This is a genomic window from Psychrobacillus syltrankelensis, assembly GCF_055454035.1.
Genome location: NZ_CM144227.1, coordinates 497558 through 518102 on the forward strand (window position 1 = coordinate 497558; position 20545 = coordinate 518102).

The 20545-nt window shown below is 35.9% G+C and carries 17 protein-coding genes; 14 read left to right on the plus strand and 3 right to left on the minus strand.

Annotated features, from left to right (window positions below; all coding sequences use genetic code 11):
- Nucleotides 1-736 precede the first annotated feature (736 nt).
- Together ACTSKG_RS02495 and ACTSKG_RS02500 are read left to right on the plus strand one after the other, a co-directional pair.
- Nucleotides 737-2209 carry a protein adenylyltransferase SelO gene (locus ACTSKG_RS02495; protein ID WP_464756576.1) on the plus strand — a complete coding sequence of 491 codons (1473 nt, stop codon included), beginning with the start codon at nucleotides 737-739 and terminating at the stop codon, nucleotides 2207-2209.
- Between the two features lie 417 nt (nucleotides 2210-2626).
- On the plus strand, nucleotides 2627-3862 hold the full coding sequence (locus ACTSKG_RS02500) for an ATP-binding protein (RefSeq protein WP_464756577.1): 1236 nt from the start codon (nucleotides 2627-2629) through the stop codon (nucleotides 3860-3862).
- A 165-nt stretch (nucleotides 3863-4027) separates the two neighbouring features.
- Here the strand turns inward: ACTSKG_RS02500 and ACTSKG_RS02505 are convergent, their stop codons facing one another.
- Nucleotides 4028-5683, minus strand: coding sequence for an ABC transporter substrate-binding protein (locus tag ACTSKG_RS02505; RefSeq protein WP_464756578.1), 1656 nt, complete (start codon nucleotides 5681-5683; stop codon nucleotides 4028-4030).
- 102 nt (nucleotides 5684-5785) lie between these two features.
- Here ACTSKG_RS02505 and ACTSKG_RS02510 point away from each other — a divergent pair, with 102 nt between their 5' ends.
- From ACTSKG_RS02510 to ACTSKG_RS02520, 3 genes are all read left to right on the plus strand, one after another.
- Complete coding sequence (locus tag ACTSKG_RS02510; RefSeq protein ID WP_464756579.1) at nucleotides 5786-7039, plus strand: MDR family MFS transporter; 1254 nt, start codon at nucleotides 5786-5788, stop codon at nucleotides 7037-7039.
- Nucleotides 7040-7089: 50 nt separating this feature from the next.
- Nucleotides 7090-7548 carry a GNAT family N-acetyltransferase gene (locus ACTSKG_RS02515; RefSeq protein ID WP_464756580.1) on the plus strand — a complete coding sequence of 153 codons (459 nt, stop codon included), beginning with the start codon at nucleotides 7090-7092 and terminating at the stop codon, nucleotides 7546-7548.
- Nucleotides 7549-7788: 240 nt separating this feature from the next.
- Nucleotides 7789-8361: a maltose acetyltransferase domain-containing protein gene (locus ACTSKG_RS02520; RefSeq protein WP_464756581.1), complete on the plus strand. Its 573-nt coding sequence runs from the start codon at nucleotides 7789-7791 to the stop codon at nucleotides 8359-8361.
- Here the strand turns inward: ACTSKG_RS02520 and ACTSKG_RS02525 are convergent.
- Nucleotides 8358-9059: a ZIP family metal transporter gene (locus tag ACTSKG_RS02525; protein ID WP_464756582.1), complete on the minus strand. Its 702-nt coding sequence runs from the start codon at nucleotides 9057-9059 to the stop codon at nucleotides 8358-8360. The genes ACTSKG_RS02520 and ACTSKG_RS02525 overlap by 4 nt on opposite strands.
- Nucleotides 9060-9174: 115 nt before the next feature.
- Between ACTSKG_RS02525 and ACTSKG_RS02530 the strand changes: the two genes are divergently transcribed.
- Genes ACTSKG_RS02530 through ACTSKG_RS02545 form a run of 4 tightly spaced genes read left to right on the plus strand, consistent with a single transcriptional unit; the run spans nucleotide 9175 to nucleotide 14545 of the window.
- Entirely contained in the window at nucleotides 9175-10824 is a 1650-nt protein-coding gene (locus ACTSKG_RS02530) for a methylmalonyl-CoA mutase family protein (RefSeq protein WP_464756583.1), read from the plus strand.
- Between the two features lie 40 nt (nucleotides 10825-10864).
- Nucleotides 10865-12970, plus strand: a complete 2106-nt coding sequence (scpA, locus tag ACTSKG_RS02535) for a methylmalonyl-CoA mutase (protein ID WP_464757947.1) — start codon at nucleotides 10865-10867, stop codon at nucleotides 12968-12970.
- Nucleotides 12970-14064: a methylmalonyl Co-A mutase-associated GTPase MeaB gene (gene meaB / locus ACTSKG_RS02540; RefSeq protein WP_464756584.1), complete on the plus strand. Its 1095-nt coding sequence runs from the start codon at nucleotides 12970-12972 to the stop codon at nucleotides 14062-14064. Before scpA ends, meaB begins: the two co-directional genes overlap by 1 nt.
- A 40-nt stretch (nucleotides 14065-14104) precedes the next feature.
- A complete protein-coding gene (locus tag ACTSKG_RS02545) occupies nucleotides 14105-14545 on the plus strand; it encodes a BrxA/BrxB family bacilliredoxin (RefSeq protein ID WP_464756585.1) in 441 nt (146 codons plus the stop codon).
- An 860-nt stretch (nucleotides 14546-15405) separates the two neighbouring features.
- On the opposite strand, the gene prli42 is transcribed toward ACTSKG_RS02545, so the two are convergent.
- Entirely contained in the window at nucleotides 15406-15501 is a 96-nt protein-coding gene (gene prli42 / locus ACTSKG_RS02550; protein WP_464756586.1) for a stressosome-associated protein Prli42, read from the minus strand.
- 126 nt (nucleotides 15502-15627) lie between these two features.
- Here prli42 and mce point away from each other — a divergent pair, with 126 nt between their 5' ends.
- From mce to ACTSKG_RS02575, 5 genes are read left to right on the plus strand one after another with little or no spacing between them, the layout of a single operon-like run.
- The gene (gene mce, locus ACTSKG_RS02555; RefSeq protein WP_464756587.1) at nucleotides 15628-16038 is read left to right on the plus strand and encodes a methylmalonyl-CoA epimerase; all 411 of its coding nucleotides are present in this window, start codon (nucleotides 15628-15630) and stop codon (nucleotides 16036-16038) included.
- Between the two features lie 4 nt (nucleotides 16039-16042).
- On the plus strand, nucleotides 16043-17590 hold the full coding sequence (locus tag ACTSKG_RS02560) for an acyl-CoA carboxylase subunit beta (RefSeq protein WP_464757948.1): 1548 nt from the start codon (nucleotides 16043-16045) through the stop codon (nucleotides 17588-17590).
- 18 nt (nucleotides 17591-17608) lie between these two features.
- Nucleotides 17609-18721, plus strand: a complete 1113-nt coding sequence (locus ACTSKG_RS02565) for a M20/M25/M40 family metallo-hydrolase (RefSeq protein ID WP_464756588.1) — start codon at nucleotides 17609-17611, stop codon at nucleotides 18719-18721.
- A gap of 22 nt (nucleotides 18722-18743) precedes the next feature.
- Nucleotides 18744-19244 (plus strand): chemotaxis protein CheW, encoded by a 501-nt coding sequence (locus tag ACTSKG_RS02570; RefSeq protein WP_464756589.1) that lies wholly within the window; start codon nucleotides 18744-18746, stop codon nucleotides 19242-19244.
- 50 nt (nucleotides 19245-19294) lie between these two features.
- Nucleotides 19295-20545 (plus strand): DNA polymerase IV, encoded by a 1251-nt coding sequence (locus ACTSKG_RS02575; protein ID WP_464756590.1) that lies wholly within the window; start codon nucleotides 19295-19297, stop codon nucleotides 20543-20545.

Below are 20545 nucleotides of genomic sequence, written 5' to 3' on the forward strand. Positions count from 1 at the left end.
CATTAGCAGGTTATAGTCTAATTACTAAAACCTTCGAGTTTATGCCATATATGATATTGGCCTTAGGTGTGTTTATATTGGTAACAGGGACTTTGGAACTGCAAGCTAGACAGAAAAAAAGTGTGATAATTTCTATCCTTGCTGCAGCATTTGCCTTTTTTGTCGCCATTTATACTTTTTAAGCTAACGAAGCTGAAGTCTAGTAGAATAAGGAAGAGAAATTCTCGTTTATAATTAATATGTTGCCATGTATACTCCCTATCAGCAATTTCTAAATGTTTTATAAAATTAAACTGAAAAGACGTTTCAGCCCTTCTATGCTTGATATCATTTTTTAAATGACTATAAAAAATCCTGCGTCTTCCATCAATCTTTTGGGTAAGAATTGAAAAGAAATATATACCTAAACCTTCATGTATCAATAAAAATAGACATTCAATTATGATACTAATTGAATGTCTATTTTAGGTGTTATTTTGATTAATAGTAATTCAAAACTATATGGATAAACTAATTAGCAAAACTATTATTATGGTTTGAATCGAAGTCGAATAATTCGTTGTATTAAAGTCAGTCATACCAACAAGTCAAAATCTCAACTAAACAAAACATAATACTACTGTTGAAATATCGATACAGTGAAGGATGTATATTTGCTTCGAAAGGGTATAATAAATAAACTGGAGCCATTATTTGAAATTGAAGAAAAATAAGATACAAAAGAGATGGTGATACGATGACAAAAAGAGAAGAAATAATAGAAAAAGGATGGAACTTCGATAACAGTTATACCCGTTTACCTGAATTATTTTTTACAAGTCTTGACCTCAATCCTGTACAAGCCCCAAAGTTGGCTATGTTCAATGATAAACTGGCAACTTCTCTAGGGTTGAACATCGAGGCACTACAAAGTGACGATGGTGTAGCGGTATTTGGGGGTAATGAGATACCCGAAGGTGCTTCTCCTCTTGCTCAAGCTTATGCGGGGCATCAATTCGGACATTTTAACATGTTAGGGGACGGAAGGGCTATTTTACTTGGCGAGCAGATTACTCCTCAAGGGGAGCGATTTGATATTCAACTTAAGGGAGCAGGAAGATCACCTTATTCCCGCGGTGGTGATGGTCGAGCAGCACTTGGACCAATGCTACGAGAATATATCATTAGCGAAGCAATGCATGCGCTTGGTATCCCCACCACACGTAGTTTAGCAGTAGTAACAACTGGCGAATCAATAATTCGTGAAACAAACCTGCCTGGTGCAATTTTAACTCGTGTAGCTGCCAGTCATTTACGAGTCGGCACTTTTCAATATGCTGCGCAATGGGGTACACTAGAAGATCTTCGATTATTGGCAGATTATACATTACATCGACATTTTCCTTATGTTAACTCTGCTCCGAATCGATATCTTGCCTTACTACAAGAAGTGATCAAACGTCAAGCGGAGCTAATTGCTAAATGGCAACTAGTTGGTTTTATTCATGGTGTGATGAACACGGATAACATGGCGATTAGTGGAGAAACCATTGATTATGGTCCTTGTGCTTTCATGGATGTCTATGATCCTGCAACGGTATTCAGTTCCATTGACATTCAAGGTCGCTACGCTTATGGAAATCAGCCTAGTATTGCCGGATGGAATCTCGCACGATTTGCTGAGAGCCTATTGCCTTTATTGCATGAAAATGAGGAAGAGGCGCTTAAGCTTGCGCAGGATGCAATTCAAGAATTTCCTGAGCTGTATCATTCCAATTGGTTAGCGGGAATGAGAATAAAAATAGGTTTGTTTAATGAAGAGGCACAAGATGAGGCACTCATAGAAGAACTTCTTGGTTTGATGTTAAAATACCAGGCAGACTACACGAATACTTTCCGTGCATTAACTGTTGATAAACTGGAGGATATGGTTCTGTTTGGCACGAAAGAATTTGCTCAATGGTATGAACAGTGGCAGGCGAGGATAAGTAGACAACAGGAATCAAAAGCAACTGTACAGAAGTTAATGCAAAATAGCAATCCTGCGGTTATACCTCGAAATCATCGAGTGGAAGAAGCGTTAGCTGCTGCAGAGCAGGGAGATTATAATGTAATGGAGCAGCTTCTTCATGTTCTTACAAGACCCTTCGAATACTCTCCTGAACAAGCAGAGTATTGTAAATTGCCTGAGCAATCTAACGGTCCTTACCAAACCTTTTGTGGCACATAAAATAAATGCTTTAAAAAGGCTCAGAATATTGCAAGTAGCAGTCTTATAATGAGCTTGAATAACTTTGGGGCAGTTAATTTCCTACTTTACTCATTTAACTATACTTTAAAAATGGTGTCTTTCTATGTTGGAAAGACACCTCTTAAAGTTGTGCAATTAATCTGTGTTATGTGTGCATTTTACAAGTTACGCGCAACATTTTGTCCGTTACTCGAAATATTATAGGGCGTATTAGCGGTGAAAAATTCGCCATTAGTTAAAATACTTCATTCTCAAAATTACATGTATGGTATAATTTTTGGGTTGTAGTTTTTCATACAGTTTTTTGTAATTATATTATCGTATTCTTAGATGAGGTAGACAGAAGTCAGATTCTCCTTGTACCGATAATTTTATTTGGGGAAAGGAAGAAATCTAATGTTAGAAACATTTTTAGTTAACATCTTATTTTTAATTTTTCCTATACTTCTGATTGTGGTCTTTTTTGACACAAATAAGAAGGATTATGACCATTTGTTTTTCCTCTTCTTTTTCGCAGTTTCGATGTTTTTATGTATGTTATATCCTATAAGATTAGAAATTGGTTTTCTTTTTGATTTGAGATATGTCCCATTTATTATTGTAGCTCTTTATGGAGGCTATAAAGGGGCATTTCCACTTTATCTTATTTTGAACATATACCGCTTAGTTATTGGAGGAGACGGTACGTTTCAATCATTTGCTTTTTCAACAGTAATTTTTACATTATTACCATTAATGACTAAAAGATTTACTGTTTTTAATACAAAAAAACGAATTATCACAGGGGTAATTGCTGCTGTATTGACTATGGTATTTTATTTACTAACTTTATCTTCATTTTTTGAAAAACTAAATGTCGAGTATTGGACTCTAGCTTTATATTCGATAACAACGCATGGAATTGTCATAGCCATTGACTTAATTATGATTGAAAGAATCATTGCTAACTTTAAAAATCGTGAAAACTTTCTCCAAGCGGAACAATTCCATGTCATAAGTGAACTTTCTGCTAGTGTCTCTCATGAAATTCGAAATCCTCTAACCGTAACAAAAGGATTTCTGCAATTATTGAGTGTATCGAAAACTGTCAAGGACGAAGATAAAGTATATTTAGATTACTCTTTAAAAGAATTGATTCGAGCTGAAAATATTTTAAATGATTATTTAGCGTTTGCTAAACCTCAATCAGAGCATATGGTTCAGTCCAATTTTGAAAAAGAGTTTGAATATGTAAAAAATGTATTGTTACCATTTGCCAATCTCAATAATGTTAAAATATCCTATCATTTTTCCAATACTCTCATGAAAAAGTTTGATCAAAACCAGTTAAAACAATGTCTAATCAACATATTGAAAAACGCGATTGAAGCTATGAAGGAAGATGGAGGTAATCTCTCCATCGAGGTAACTGAACAAGGCAAGAATATAGTTATTCGAATACAAGACAACGGTATTGGAATGTCAAAAGAAGAGATCCTTCAATTAGGAAAGCCATATTATTCTAATAAAAAAGAAGGAACCGGTCTTGGTATGATGATGGTATATGGAACGATTGGAAAAATGAAAGGAAGAATTGATGTGCAAAGTAAAAAAGGAGAAGGAACAACCTTTACTATTACGATTCCAACATAACCCATAATCAGCGTGTCTCTTACACTCCTAGTTAATGACAGACAAAATTCCGTTAAAAGATTTCCAAAAAAAATGTAGAGGGAATTAAATGTACCACTTCCTTCTATATTTTTTCATGCGATTAATCGAATGAAAGCTATAATTAGCAACTTACAAGCTTTATAATTACTTTCCTTTAATTATTGGTTTAACCCATAGTTTTGAAAAATCTACATAACCAAAATGTTTAATATTTATATTCATTAAGTCTGCCGAAAAAGGAATTTGGCGTTTAGCGTAATATAATGGGATCATTATAGATTCGCTAATTAAAGCTTCTTCCACCGTTAGATTTAGGGATGTCCATTTTTCAAATGGAGTATAAAGGTATTCCTTAATTAAACTGTTTAACTTTTTGTCCTTTTTTAGAATGTAAGCTAATTTTGAATACCCATTAAGTAGGAAATAAAAGAAAGAAAAGTTTTGATTCATCTCGAACACCTCTCCGTGTATAAAAAGATCAACTTCCTCAGTGTCTGTATTGTTAGAAACTGTGTCCTTAAATGAAACCCATTTAGTAATGATGGGAATTCCTTCTTCTTCCAAGATATCTTTTAACCACATCGATGTATTTTCAGTATAACTCGTCAGCTTTAAAACAAGAGGCTCTGAAAATTTAGGCTTTTTAACCACTGGGATAGTATTGTATTTACTTTCTCGGATGAGACATCCTTGGTGATTCGGTAATTTACGTGGATCTACCTCACTTATATTATGACGGTTCTTTGCAATAATATAATGCAAATAATCACGAACTTCTTTATGTTGTATCGGTGAATTTCTAAAAGAATTCATAATTACTACGCCGAAACCTGAATCACTTTCTACTTGAAAAGTAGGATGAGATTCTACTTGAGCGGATGATCGATAGACAATGTCGAAATCCTGAGGGACTTGTATGAATTCTACAACATCTAATAATGGTCTTTCTCCAAAATATTCCTTAAATGCTACTAATGTAGTTTTATGCTCACTATTTTCTTCTAGATAAAAACAACCTGTGCCTAATATTTTACCATTATTTTCTTTATAAATACTGGCATTCATCGTACCTAGTAATTGTAAACAATAACTACATTCGCTAGAAAAATAGATATCAATTACAAGAGGAGCAGCTACTTCTATTTTTTGGATAGGCTCCCACAATTCTTGATACTGTTTATAGTTGCGTAAGTTATCTAAGCATAAGACCACATCTTCAGCAGTTAGTATAGAACCATCATGGAATTTAATATCTTTTTTTAAATAAATACGAGCTTTTGTGGGGGTAAGGTCCCAGCTATGTGCCAGTTCAGGTAAAACAACTCCTTGTTCATCTACAGTAACTAAACGATTATAAACATTAGCAACCATACTGGCACTATTCACATCTGCAGCTTCTAATGGATGTATGGTCAAAAATGGATATCGTCTTGGAATAACAAGTTTATCATTTGCTGTTTGAACGTAACCAAACTTGGAGCGAAACTTATTCATAAGGCGAAGTCTGCTATCTGACGACCAATCAAATATTAGATACTTACTACTTAATTCTACAGGTTCATCTTCGATCATTTTAGTAACTTGTTCCTCAAAAATAATTTCCACATTTTTTATCCAGTGAAGTTTGGAAACATTCCCCCTTCCCCGACCAGAAGTATATTGTAGCCATCCCTCAGAAGACCATTTTTGTATATAACGCGCAGTTTGTTTCGTACTCAATTGGAGTATTTCTGCTACTTCTTCTTGTTTAATACCACCTGAAGGCACAGAGTTCCATAGTGTCAATAAATGTTTATCCATCTAATGTTCTCCTTATAAATAAGTGGACATAAAAATAAATAATGTCCGTTTTTAAATTTATACGTCTAGTTTAATATACATAAGACAGAGGAGGGACACAACATGAAATGGAAAAAATATCCGCAAAATATTAAAGTTCGTCTTATTACATCTTTTTTTAATCGTGCAGTATCATCTGCAGTAATGCCATTTATGGCCTTATTCTTCTCTCAAGAAATGAATAAGGTTTGGGCAGGACTTTTTCTAGTATTTACTGTGATCATTAGCTTTTTTGTTAACTTGATTGGTGGTTATATTTCGGATCGTTTCCCACGAAAGAAAGTATTGGTATTTACTTCGTTCTTAAGTGCTTTAATGTTTTTATTAATGACAATTAGTTTATTTCCTAAAGAGAATATAATTTGGCTTTTTGCTTTCTCTTATGTTGCATACATTGTAACAAGTAGTCTTGGACGACCAGCAATGCATGCAATAATAATAGACTCCACTACACCTGAAAATAGAAAAGAGGTATATGCACTAGATTATTGGCTTGTGAATTTATCCATGGCTATAGGAGCTGCATTAGGTGGTTTGTTATATGTAAATCATCAAATTGAGCTATTTGCATTACTCACGATTACATCTTTTAGTCTACCAATTGCTTATCGGATTTGGTTAATAGCTGATAATACTAAAAGAATAGAAAAGCAACATCAAAATGTGTTTATGGATTTAATCCAGAATTATAAAGTGGCTTTTCAAGATATACCTTTTGTTAAAGTAGTAGTTGGCTCTATGTTTATCTTTGCTGCGGAATTCTCATTAAATAGTTATATAGGAGTTCGTCTAGCAGAAACATTTAAATCCATAAACATTGGAAACTTTGAAGTAGCAGGGGTTCGCATGTTAAGTATTCTCAATATAGAGAATATGCTTCTTGTTGTTTGTTTTACGTTTTTCATCAATAAAATTACAGACCACTTTAGCAAGAGAAAGGTCTTGTTAGTTGGACTAATTGTATATAGTGTTGGGTATATCACAGTCACTTCGGCGAACATTTGGTACATACTCATTTTGTTTAATTTCATTGCAACAATTGGTGAACTAATTTATTCTCCTGTTCTAAATACGGAGAAAGCAAATATGATTCCAGCTGATAAAAGGGGATCTTACTCTGCATTCTCCAATTTCTCATTTAGCGGAGCTGACCTAATCGCTCGCTCAACAATCATTATTGGTGCATATTTAATTCCTACAATGATGTCTGTATATATAGGGGTCTTATTAATGATTGGAATTTCCCTCTTGTACATAGGTTTATTCCTGAAAAAACCTAACATAAAGAAGATAAAGGAATCGTTAGCTAATTTATAGAATATTAAACTGTACGAGAGTATTATGGAAGATTTTTTAGGGGGATGAAAATGAGTTTAAACATAGCATCGCAAGTTTCAATTGTTAATTCACTTGATAAATTAGATTGGGATGAGCTAGAGCAGCTATTTCTAGATGTTAAATGGGACAGTTTTCCGAAAAATAAGCTGCAAAAAGCGTTTAGTGCAAGTTATTTAGTTTCACTTGCTTATTTAGATGGGAAACTAATTGGTTGTGGCAGGGTTGTTACGGATGGGGTTTTTTATGGTAGCATTTATGATGTAATTGTTCACCCTGATTTTCAAGGTAAGAGTATAGGTAATAAAATAATGACGGATATTTTAACACAATGTAGTGATATTTTCTTTCTCCAACTCACTGCTACACATGGTAAAGAAGGATTTTACGAGAAATTGGGTTTAAGAAAACATAAAACAGCAATGGGGAGATACACGCATCCCGCACCTGCTAAAGATTATTTAGAAGAATTAATTGAAGAAGCTAAATAAAGTTATATTTAAGTAATAATTCTTCAAGTTCAAATTTCCGTAGAAGTTTCGCATTTTTCATTTTATCATTTAGAACAACGATATTGTTAATTGAAGGTGCAAGAGAAATTGCAATTTCTTAGGTTGTTGCTTGGAGAAGCGGCAGCTCGACTTTTCAATCCTTGGAAAGCGAGCTGTTTTTACCGGCAACAATTTTATTTACTTTTTACTTAATTTTTGAATTAAAAGGAGATTGAGAAAATGAAAACTGAAAAAGAGAAAATGCTGAATGGCGAACTTTATATTGCAGCTGACCCTGAATTACTAAAAGATAGAATAAATGCACGAAGGTTAACCAGATTATACAATCAAACTGATGAAACAGAAGAAAATAAAAGAGCTGTAATATTAAAAGAATTGTTCGGTTCAACAGAAAAAAATTTATTTATAGAACCAACATTTCGATGTGATTATGGTTACAACATACATGTTGGGGAGAACTTTTATGCTAATTTCGATTGTGTTTTTTTAGATGTGTGTGAAATTCGTATAGGTGATAACTGCTTTATAGCACCGGGCGTACACATCTATACAGCGACTCATCCACTCAATCCAACTGAACGAATATCCGGTGCAGAATACGGAATACCAGTAAATATTGGTCACAATGTCTGGATTGGTGGAAGAGCAGTCATTAATCCTGGAGTTAAAATAGGTAATAATGTCGTCATCGCCTCCGGTTCCGTAGTTACTAAAGACGTTCCAGATAATGTTGTGGTTGGAGGAAATCCTGCAAAAATAATTAAACAATTAGAAGTAGATTCACTTACTTAAAATACTATATGTAATATAACACTTAAGAGAAAGCCAGTTATGAAAAATGTTAAAAACATCCTTATCGAGACAACGCGTATATTTATCAAAATAAACTCTTTTACACTTGTAACCGCAATCAGTCCAATGGATGTCCCTAAAAGAACACCTTCTGCCCTAATGGTAAGATTTACGTGATGTCCAATCCAAATAAAAGTACTAAAGCAAATCGATAAACTGATGAAACAAAGAAATAACATCATTAGTTTTTTACCTTGGGAGAGGAGTGCTGAAGTAAGCGCAAATCCTTCTGGGACATGGTGTAGAATTGTTGAGGTCGTAATGGAGACAGCGAAAGTAGAATTCCCAAGCAAATTTCCGATAGCCAAGCTTAGTGGGATTGTATGTATGAACAAGGCAAGTGTAAGCAAATAGACGGAATGTTTACGTGATTTAGATGCAAAGAGAAAATTGTTCACAAATACAAGAAAAATGTATCCGATAAGTACCCCGAGAATAATTCCTGAAAATTGGTACATTTTTAATGCAGATGGAATTATATCGAGCGTTAGCAAACCTACTAAAAATCCCCCGCATAATAGTGCCAACCCTTCATTTGAACCATGAAATATTTTTGAAACTAACCATGCAATACCTCCACCTGCACTGACACTAAAGAAAAGAAATCCACCAAGAATGAATGCATTCAACTCAAGCACTCTCCAACCAAAATTATTATGTCTACAAAATATATGCATATTGTTTATAGATATGAGCATGTGTAAAATGAAGATAGTACTTATGATTTAACAAGGGGGAAGCGAAAGCGTTCATATGACTATTCAAAAGATGAAGGAAACGACATTTAAAGAAGCTACGCTTGCAGAATGGGAACAAGTTGCTATTAAATCCTTAAAAGGAAAAACACTTGAGTCTCTTTCGACAAAAACATTAGAAGAAATTATTTTGAAACCGCTTTATTCTATAGCGGATTTAAAGGATATTCCTGCGAATCAAACTAATATTGTTCGCCAATCAAAACAATCTTCTGCTTGGCTTGTAGCGCAAACTGTGACTGGACAAACAAGTCAAGAGATTTTAGCAGACATGAAAGAATCACTAGCAAAAGGAAACGATGTGATCAACTTCAAACTGGATCTAAAGGATAATTGGTCTTCATCGGATATAGAGGAACTGAAAACTATTCTAGAAGGACAAACTGTGTTACTTGATGTATCAAGTAATTCTTCATTTTTACATAATTTAACTGATTTACAAGGAATGATAAAGGGAGCAGGAACACATCATTTCACAAATGCCCGTACTTTTTTCTTAGATGGGTCGCGTATTCATAAAAACGGCGGAGATGCTGTAAGTGAGCTTGCAAGCGTTCTTGTACAAGCGGATGCAATTGTAGCTGCTTCAGATCTTGATCATCTTAGTGAAAAAGGATTTGTTCAATTTTCCGTTGATACGAATTTTTTCATGGAAATTGCTAAAATACGTGCATTTCGCATTCTTTGGAAGGCATTTGGTGAAGCTCATGGGAATTCAGAAATTGCTGCTATACCAGTACACGCTGAAACTTCTTTACGGTCATTCTCAACATTAGATAAGAATGTAAATATTCTTCGAGCAGGTAATAGTGCACTTGCAGCAGTACTTGGAGGGGCTGACAGTGTTACAACTTATCCCCATGATTATTTAACAGGTGCCAATCCAACATCTAAAAGAATCGCTCGAAATATGCAATTAGTTCTAAAAGAAGAAACGCATATTAACCAAGTACTAGATGCATCTGGAGGCTCTTATTATATAGAAACAATAACCAAAGAACTTGTGGAAAAAAGTTGGACATACTTTTTAGAGCTAATGAATGAGAGTACACTAGAAGAAAGAGAATTAAAACTAAATAAACGAGCAGCTCTTAAATGGGAACAGCAACTAACTTCACTTTCTACTCGTAAAAAATCACTTATTGGAACAAATGTATATGCGAATCCAGAAGATAATTTGGAAAATGAATTGATTCCAACAGATTACAAACGGCTTGCAGAGCCATTTGAACAAATGCGTAAATCGTTTAAAGATAATCCACTTAAAACTGCAATTATTCCTTATGGAATACTGAAAGAGTACAAGGCACGTATGGATTTTGTTAGTAGTTATCTAATCGCTTTAGGAATTTCTCCAATAGTTGCTCCTGAAAACTTAAAACCATTTGATCTTCAAAAATGGATCGATGAACAGAGAATAGAATATGTTGTATTTGTTGGGAACGATGAACAAACAGCTGGTTTAGTCCCAGCCTTGTTAAATGAACAATTATCTGTTCCAATGGACGTAGCTGGTAAATTTGATGAATATGAAGATTGGTTAGATGCTGGGCTTTCCGGAAGAATTTTTGCTGGTCAATCCCTACTTGAAAAAGGTAATGCATTATTAGCACTTGCAAAAAAGGAGGATTCTCATGACAACGCCTAATTATTCGAATGTATCCATTGACGATATATTAGAAAAAACAATGAATCCCGGCAAAATGGAAACTTCTACATTTATGACAAATGAAGGAATTGTGTTAAAGCAAATTTATGATGAATCCGATAATAAAAATCTGCAGCATTTAAATGACCTTCCAGGTATAGCACCAAATACGCGGGGACCATATCCAACAATGTATGTGGCAAAACCATGGACTGTTCGTCAATATGCAGGATTTTCTACTGCAGAAGAAAGTAACGCATTCTATAGAAGAAACCTAGCAATGGGCCAAAAAGGGCTATCTGTTGCATTTGACTTAGCAACACATCGTGGCTATGATTCGGATCATGAACGAGTAACTGGGGATGTAGGTAAAGCAGGAGTTGCAATAGATTCAGTAGAAGATATGAAGATTTTATTCGATGGTATTCCACTTGACCAAATGTCTGTATCGATGACGATGAACGGGGCAGTACTTCCAATCTTAGCCTTTTATATCGTGACTGCGGAAGAGCAAGGAGTAACCCCTGACAAACTTTCAGGGACAATTCAAAATGACATTTTGAAAGAATACATGGTTCGTAACACATATATTTACACACCTGAAATGTCGATGAAAATTATTGCTGATATTTTTGCATACACTGCTAAGAATATGCCAAAATTTAACTCTATTTCGATTTCTGGCTATCATATGCAAGAAGCAGGAGCAACTGCAGACATCGAACTTGCCTATACATTAGCGGACGGCTTGGAGTATGTACGTACCGGATTAAAAGCAGGCATTGAAATTGATTCTTTTGCTCCCAGACTTTCATTTTTCTGGGCAATTGGCATGAATTATTTCATGGAAATAGCGAAAATGCGTGCAGCTCGTAGAATTTGGGCACAGATGATGGCTAGTTTTGATCCTAAAAATCCAAAAACATTAGCACTACGAACACATTCGCAAACATCGGGTTGGAGTTTAACGGAACAAGATCCATTTAATAACGTGACAAGAACTTTAGTTGAAGCAAATGCTGCCGCAATGGGACATACACAGTCTCTTCATACGAATGCCTTAGATGAAGCTATTGCACTTCCGACTGATTTTTCCGCTCGTATTGCGCGTAATACGCAATTATTTCTGCAGGAAGAAACGAATATGACGAAAGTAATTGATCCATGGGGTGGTTCGTATTATGTGGAAACATTAACGAACGAACTAATGGAAAAAGCTTGGTCTCTTATAGAAGAAATTGAAGAGCTTGGTGGTATGGCAAAAGCAATCGAAACTGGACTTCCGAAAATGAAAATCGAGGAAGCAGCAGCTAAAAAACAAGCACAAATTGATTCTTCTAAAGAAATTATTATCGGAGTCAATAAATACCGTTTGGATCAAGAAGATCCAATTGATATTTTAAATATTGATAATACGGTTGTACGTAAAAAACAAATGGAACGTTTAGCCCAAGTAAAAGAAAATCGAGATAATAAAGCGGTACAAGAAGCACTTGCGTCATTAACGGAAGCTGCTCGAACAGGCAATGAAAACTTATTAGCAGCAGCTGTAGACGCAGCTAGAAAACGTGCAACGATTGGAGAAATCTCCGATGCAATTGAAGTAGTAGCTGGAAGACATAAGGCGGTGATTCGTTCCGTGAGTGGTGTATATAGTGCAAACTTTAGTGATGCTGAGGAAATTAAAGCAGTTAAACAAATGGCTGAAGACTTCTTTGAAAATGAAGGCAGACGACCTCGTATTTTAATTGCGAAAATGGGTCAAGACGGGCACGATCGTGGTGCAAAAGTAATTGCGACTGCTTTTGCTGATTTAGGCTTTGATGTAGATATTAGTCCTTTATTTCAAACGCCAGCAGAGACAGCGCAGCAAGCTGTAGAAAATGATGTACATGTTGTTGGGGTAAGTTCGCTCGCGGCTGGTCATATGACCTTAGTACCTGCATTACGAGAAGAATTAGCGAAACTGGGTCGTGAAGATATACTTGTAGTCGTTGGTGGAGTAATTCCTGCTCAGGACTATGCTTTCTTACGTGAAAACGGTGCGTCCGCTATTTTTGGACCTGGAACTGTTATTCCGGTTGCTGCACAAAAAGTAATTGAAGAAATATATAGAAGATTGGGTTACGAGGAAGTGGAAGGCTAATGGCTGAAACGGATAAAACAAACCAATCGGCGATGCATGTGATGAATGGGATTAAATCTCAGCATGATGGTATGGGAAAAGCCTCTGTAAAAAAGTTCTCAAAAAAGAAAGCACTAGTTATTGATCAAGATGAATATGTACGTGAAATTCGAAAAGGCTCCAGGCTTCATTTAGCGAAGGCAATTACTTTTATAGAAAGTACAGTCAGTGACCAACAGGCGATTGGCCAACAGTTATTAAAGTCATTATTACAATATACGGGGAACAGTATTCGAATTGGTATAACTGGTGTACCTGGTGCAGGTAAAAGTACTTTTATCGAAGCATTTGGAACAATGTTATGCGACAAAGGCTATAAAGTAGCAGTACTTGCCATTGATCCTAGTTCAAAACTAACAGGTGGAAGTATTCTTGGTGATAAAACTCGAATGGAGGGGCTCGCAAAGCATCCAAATGCTTTTATAAGACCTTCCCCATCCGCAGGTACACTTGGTGGAGTACACAAAAAGTCTAGGGAAACGATGCTTTTATGTGAAGCAGCTAGTTACGATGTTATCTTAGTAGAAACAGTTGGCGTTGGCCAAAGTGAAACGATTGTTCGTGGAATGGTAGATTTCTTTTTACTTCTTGCACTAACTGGTGCAGGTGACGAATTACAAGGTATGAAAAAAGGTATTATGGAACTTGCTGATGCCATAATAGTAAATAAAGCAGATGGGGCAAATGAAAAATTAGCTAAAAAGACAGTCGCAGAATATAAACAAATTCTACACTTTTTAGCACCATCTTCGCCAAACTGGACTACACCTGCTTTGGCAGTGTCTTCTTTATTTAATACTGGTCTAGATATGGTTTGGGAAACAATCCAAGCTTTTAAGAAAGAAATGATTGAAAGTAATGTTTGGCAAAACAGAAGAAAAGAGCAAACTGTGGAGTGGTTCAAATCAATGATAATTGATCGTTTGTATGAAGATTTTTTTTCATCACGAGAAAAGAAACAATCAATGACACAGTTAGAAAGATTAGTGAGGGAAGAGAAAGTAACGGTTTCACAAGCAGTGGAAGAGTTATTTTCCTCGAATTCTAACCAATAATCTGCTAAGATAAAAATAGTTTGGAAAGGAGCGTTTAATTATGAATATGGATTTTAATTTATTGATGAATGATATGGTAATGCAAGCACGTGGAGAGATGGAAGCAAGCGGATACGAACAATTGACTTCTCCTGAAGAAGTGGATAATGCATTTGCTCGTTCAGGAACAACACTAGTAATGATTAACTCCGTTTGTGGATGTGCAGGAGGAATTGCTCGTCCTGCAGCTGCAAATGCGGTTCATTATGATAAAAGACCGGATCATCTTGTAACTGTTTTTGCAGGTCAAGATCAATTAGCAACTCAACAAGCACGTAACCATTTCGGAGATGAGCATTTACCTTCTTCTCCTTCATTTGTATTATTAAAAGATGGTCAAGCAGTAGCAGAAGTAGGGCGTCACGAAATCGAAGGGCATGATCCAATGTCTGTCATTACACATATTCAAGCATTGTTTGAAGAACATTGCGAAGAGATCTAAAGGAAAAAAGATGCCTCAATTGTAGGCATCTTTTTTTGTATCAAATCATGATTGTTGATTATCATGTTTTTCCCAATTAAATGCATTTAGGTTAATGTACATTATTTTTCTGTCTTACTTTAGATACAGTGCATCTTAGTTGACTGCCGGGATTCTTCGCTGCATGGCGGACGCTTTCCGCCGGAGGAGCGATGAACCATCGCCGACGCTACGCGTTCGCCTGCGATGGTTCATCTGTCTCCCTCATCCGGCTGGAGTCGCCGCCCTTCGCTACAATCTAATAGAGCTAGCTAATTAATTAAAAATGATGCATTCAATCAAGTTTTATCTTGCATCTTCTATAGGTTAAAATCCATGATTCGTCTAATGATTGACTGTCTAGTAATTGGTAATGGTGATCATTGGTTGAATGGATATTAGCAACACTATGCATCTGTTCTATTGTACCTTTAGTAATAAGGGAAATACTTTTTATTATTTGGAATAGCCTTTCACAAAATAAAATAGCCAGACGCTTATGCCGAAGCGCGCCGGGCCGCATGAGCCGAAGTCATGAGACCCACTCGTGCGTAGCACGAGTTGGCTCATGCTAGGTGCGGCAAGCGCGAAGGTTCAACGACTCTTGTGTTACGAGCACTATTTCTAAAAAGCGAACTGAAAGGAGTCGTCTTGTTTCATTAAGAAATAAAAACAGCGGAAGCATTTAATTGCCTCCGCTGTTTTACTCTGTATTCGTTTAGATTTCTGGCGCCGACCGTTCAAGTTCAAATGATTATTCTCATCGGAAATTGAGAAACTGCTTATTCAGGATATATCATTTGCTTATCACGGGGATTTGGCGCCTTATGCATTTCTTAATCTTACAGGAAAAAGCTCAATCCAAATAGTAATGAAGACATAACCATGATTAAAACCATTAAATATACGATAATTTTACGAAATTTTTGATTGCCCATGAACTTCTCTCCTTTAACAATTACCTTTATTTTAACAAATTCGAAAAAAAGCACAAGAGGTAGCGATTTTTTTTTGAAATATGTACAATAGAAGATATAGTCTTAATATATGGGGTGTTGGGAAAAATGGAGAAAGTTGATCATATTGGGATAGCAGTAAAAAGTATTGAAAATGCGCTGCCTTATTATATAGAAACTTTAGGGCTAAAACTTATACATATTGAAGAGGTTCCATCTGAAAAAGTTCGTGTTGCCTTTATTGACAGTGGAAATTTGAACTTAGAATTACTTCAACCATTGGATGAAACAAGTACGATTCATTCGTTTATCGAGAAAAAAGGGGAAGGCATTCACCATATTGCTTTCGGAGTGTCTAATATTCAAGAACGATTAAATGAGCTAAAAGTAAAAGGGGTTAGGCTTATTCAAGAAACGCCTAAAGCAGGAGCTCATGGGGCTCAAGTAGCATTTATTCATCCAAAATCATCCGGTGGAGTTTTGTATGAATTATGTGATAAAACAGGGGGAGCGAAGTAAACAGATGGATATTTATGAAAAAATTAATGATCTATACGATCGTAAACGTAAAATAGAATTAGGTGGCGGAGACGCTCGCATTGAAAAGCAGCATGAAAAGGGAAAACTAACTGCAAGAGAGCGTATTGATCTTCTTGTGGACAAAGGGTCATTTGTTGAGTTAAGCCCTTTTATTCAGCACCGTACAGTTGATTTTGGTATGGACAAGCAAGAAGGCCCTGGTGACGGAGTAGTAACTGGGTACGGGAAAGTGAATGGTCGTCCAATTTATTTATTCTCACAAGATTTCACTGTTTTCGGTGGAGCTCTTGGAGAAATGCATGCGTTAAAAATTGCAAACGTTATGGATTTGGCTGCCAAGAATGGAGCTCCGTTTATCGGTTTAAACGATTCGGGTGGTGCTCGTATACAAGAAGGTGTTGTATCATTAGACGGTTACGGTCAAATCTTTTATCGAAATGCTATTTATTCTGGAGTCATTCCTCAAATTTCAGTAATTTTAGGACCATGTGCTGGTGGAGCTGTTTATTCTCCTGCAATTACAGATTTCGTATTTATGACTGACGAAACGAGTCAAATGTTCATCACGGGGCCAAAAGTAATTGAAACGGTCACTGGTGAAAAAATTTCAGCTGAAGACTTAGGTGGATCTAAAGTACATAATACGATTAGTGGTAATGCGCATTTCCGCGGCAAAACGGAAGAAGAAGTTTTGGAGAGTGTACGTTTACTCCTTAGTTATTTACCTCAAAACTTTGAAGAAAAACCCGCAATTGTAGAAGTAGCAAGTGGAAACGATGATCGCCCTGATTTAGCAGATATTGTTCCATTTGAAGCTATTCGTCCTTATGATATTCGTAAGGTAATTGAACAAGTTGTAGACGCCGACTCTTTCTTGGAAGTACAAAAAGAATTTGCTAAGAATATCGTCATTGGATTAGCCCGTATTAAAGGGGAAGTAGTAGGGCTTGTATGCAATCAACCAAAAGTAATGGCTGGTGGACTTGATATCGATTCAAGTGACAAAGCAGCAAGATTTATTCGATTTTGTGATGCCTTTAATATTCCGATTATTACGTTTGAAGATGTTACAGGCTTCTTCCCAGGTATTAAGCAGGAGCATGGTGGAATTATTCGTCATGGAGCAAAGATTTTATTTGCATATTCAGAAGCGACAGTTCCGAAAATGACTGTAATTTTACGTAAAGCATACGGTGGTGCCTATGTTGCGCTAAATTCCAAATCAATTGGCGCGGATGTTGTATTTGCTTGGCCAAATGCAGAAATTGCAGTAATGGGACCTCAAGGAGCAGCGAATATAATTTTTGCGCGTGAGATTGCAAACGGTGATAATCCAGAAAAAGTTCGTGAGGAAAAAATAGAAGAATATCGTGAAAAGTTCGCCAATCCATATGTTGCTGCGTCAATGGGAATGGTGGATGACGTAATCGACCCTCGTGAAACACGTATTAAACTTATTCAAGCATTGGAAATGATGCGAAATAAAAAAGAATCACGTCCTAACAAAAAACATGGAAATATTCCACTATAAAAGGAGTCTGAAAATAAGATGAATCGTTTAATAGAAGAATTTTTTGAACTAGTAAAAATCGACTCGGAAACTAAACATGAACAATTAATCGCTCCAGTTTTAATGAGTAAACTTGAACAATTGGGATTTTCAGTTATTCAAGATGATTCAGCTAAAAAAACAGGACATGGTGCTGGAAACTTAATTGGAACGCTTAATGGGACAAAAACAAATGCAGATTCTATTTACTTTACGGTTCATATGGATACAGTTGTTCCTGGAAAAGGTATTCAGCCTATATTAAAAGAAGATGGGTATATTTATTCGGATGGAACTACCATTTTAGGTGCGGATGATAAGGCGGGAATCGCTGCTCTTTTTGAAGCAATCAGACGATTAAAGGAAGAAAATATAGAGCACGGAGATATTCAAGTAGTTATTACTGCTGGAGAAGAAAGTGGACTTGTTGGTGCGAAAGAATTAGATCCATCCCTACTTACAGTAAAATATGGTTATGCAATTGATAGTGATGGAACAGTTGGTGGCATTGTGACTGCAGCTCCATTCCAATCAAAACTTTGGACAACTATTAAAGGTAGAACAGCACATGCAGGAGTTGCTCCTGAAAAAGGGGTTTCAGCCATTACATTAGCTTCAAAAGCTATTTCAGCGATGAAACTAGGTCGTATTGACACTGAAACTACTGCTAACATTGGACGATTTGAAGGTGGTCAAGCAACAAATATCGTATGTGATGAAGTGCATATATTATCAGAAGCTCGTTCGATTAATAAAGAAAAGTTAGATGCTCAAGTGGCACATATGGTTCAAGTATTTAGTGAAACTGCTGAAAAACATGGCGGTTCTGCTGAAACAGAAACACAGTTAATGTATCCAGGATTCCGCTTTGAAGAAGATCATCAAGTAGTGCAAGTAGCAAAACGAGCAGTTGAAAGTATTGGTCGAACTGCCGATATTAAAATTAGTGGCGGAGGCAGTGATGCAAACGTCATTGCTGGATTCGGAATTCCCACAGTAATTTTGTCTGTTGGTTATGAAGAAATTCATACAACAAACGAGCGCATGCCAGTAGAAGAGCTAGAAAAACTTGCAGATTTACTTGTAGAAATCGTGAAAGTAGCTGCAGAATAATTCAAATAGGGGGTACAATTGATTGTCTAGTGAAAAAGTAGTTGTTTTTCAATGTGGTAACGAAGATTATGCGGTTCCAATCGATCATGTTATTTCTATTGAAAAATTAGAGCATATTAATCCAATACCACATTTGCCAAATTATTTAATAGGCTTGATGAAAATTCGTGGTGAGTTAGTTCCAATAATTGATTTTGAACAAATTTTGTATAATCGAAGAGGTGCTGATATTGAATCAGCACGAATTATCACAATGCACACACAGGATATGTCGATTGGGCTTCTTGTAATTGAAGCAAAAGAAATTTTAGATATTGCATCCGAAGATATTAAGCAAATTGGATTAGTAAACTATACAAAAACGCAATATTTTACAGGAGTTGCAAATTTAGAAAACCGAATGATTACGATTGTGGATCCTTCAATCCTAGTTCGCTCTATTGAAGGTATTAAAGATATTCAGTCATATTTAGAGTCAGTGAAAAAAGAGGAGTTAGCTATGGCTGATAACATAGCTAAATAACAAGTTCGAGGTAGCTTAACTTAGCTACCTTTTTTCCATACGAGAGGGAGATGAAGTTGAAGAGAAAAAACAGAATTATATTTCATTTAGATATGAACAGCTTCTATGCTTCTGTCGAACAAGCACACGATCCCTCTCTAAAAGGAAAACCAATCGCAATTGCAGGAAACCCCAAGGAACGCCGTGGAATTTTAGTTACCTGTTCTTATGAGGCGCGTGCAAAAGGTGTATATACAACTATGTCTGTCTGGGAAGCAAAACGTAAATGTCCAGAAATTATTTTACTCCCTCCAAACTTTGAACGATATCGAATTGCTTCGAAAGCGATGTTTGATATTCTCAGATCTTATACTCAACTCGTGGAACCAGTTTCTATTGATGAAGGTTATATGGATGTAAGTGAACTTGATTTGTCAATAGACGCTATAACATTTGCTGAATCCATTCAACAGAGATTGATTCGTGAACTAGATTTACCAAGCTCTATAGGAATAGCACCGAATAAGTTTTTAGCCAAAACAGCATCCAATATGAAAAAACCAATGGGCATTACCGTATTGAGAAAGCGAGAAGTAGCAGAAAAGTTATGGCCACTTCCTGTTATCGAAATGCATGGTGTAGGGGAAAGTACCGCAAAAAAGCTCTCGGAAATAGATATTAAAACAATCGGAGATTTGGCAAACATTCCATTGGGTATAATGAAGGGGAAGTTAGGGAAAGTAGGAATAAGACTTTCTGAAAGAGCGAACGGAATAGACGAAAGGCCAGTTGATCCTACTTCTATTTTTGATACAAAAAGCGTCGGAAATTCCACTACTTTGCCATATGATGAAACGAATATAAAGGAAATTGAGAAAGTGTTATTACGATTGTCTAAAAAAGTAACTGCTAGACTTGATGCAAAAAATCTTGCGGGACGTTCGATTACCATTCATATTCGTGATGCAAACTGGAAAAATAAAACAAGAAGTAAAACAATCAATAATCGGTTGTTTGAAGAAAAGGAAATATTTCATCTTGCTAAAACATTGTTTCACTCAACTTGGGATGGAGAACCTATTCGTTTACTTGGTGTAACTGTAAATAATGTTCATGATAAAGGTGAGTATGTGGAGCAACTATCCATATTTAATTTTGAAGAACATGCAAAAGAAGAGCCTATATTAAAGCTTGTAGAACAGTTACAAGAAAAATTTGGTGCAGAAAGTATAAAAAGAGGAATCAAAATCAAAAAGAAATCATCATTAGAGTCAAAGACGAGTTTTAGTAAAGATTTTTTAGATGACCATGAAAATAGGTGA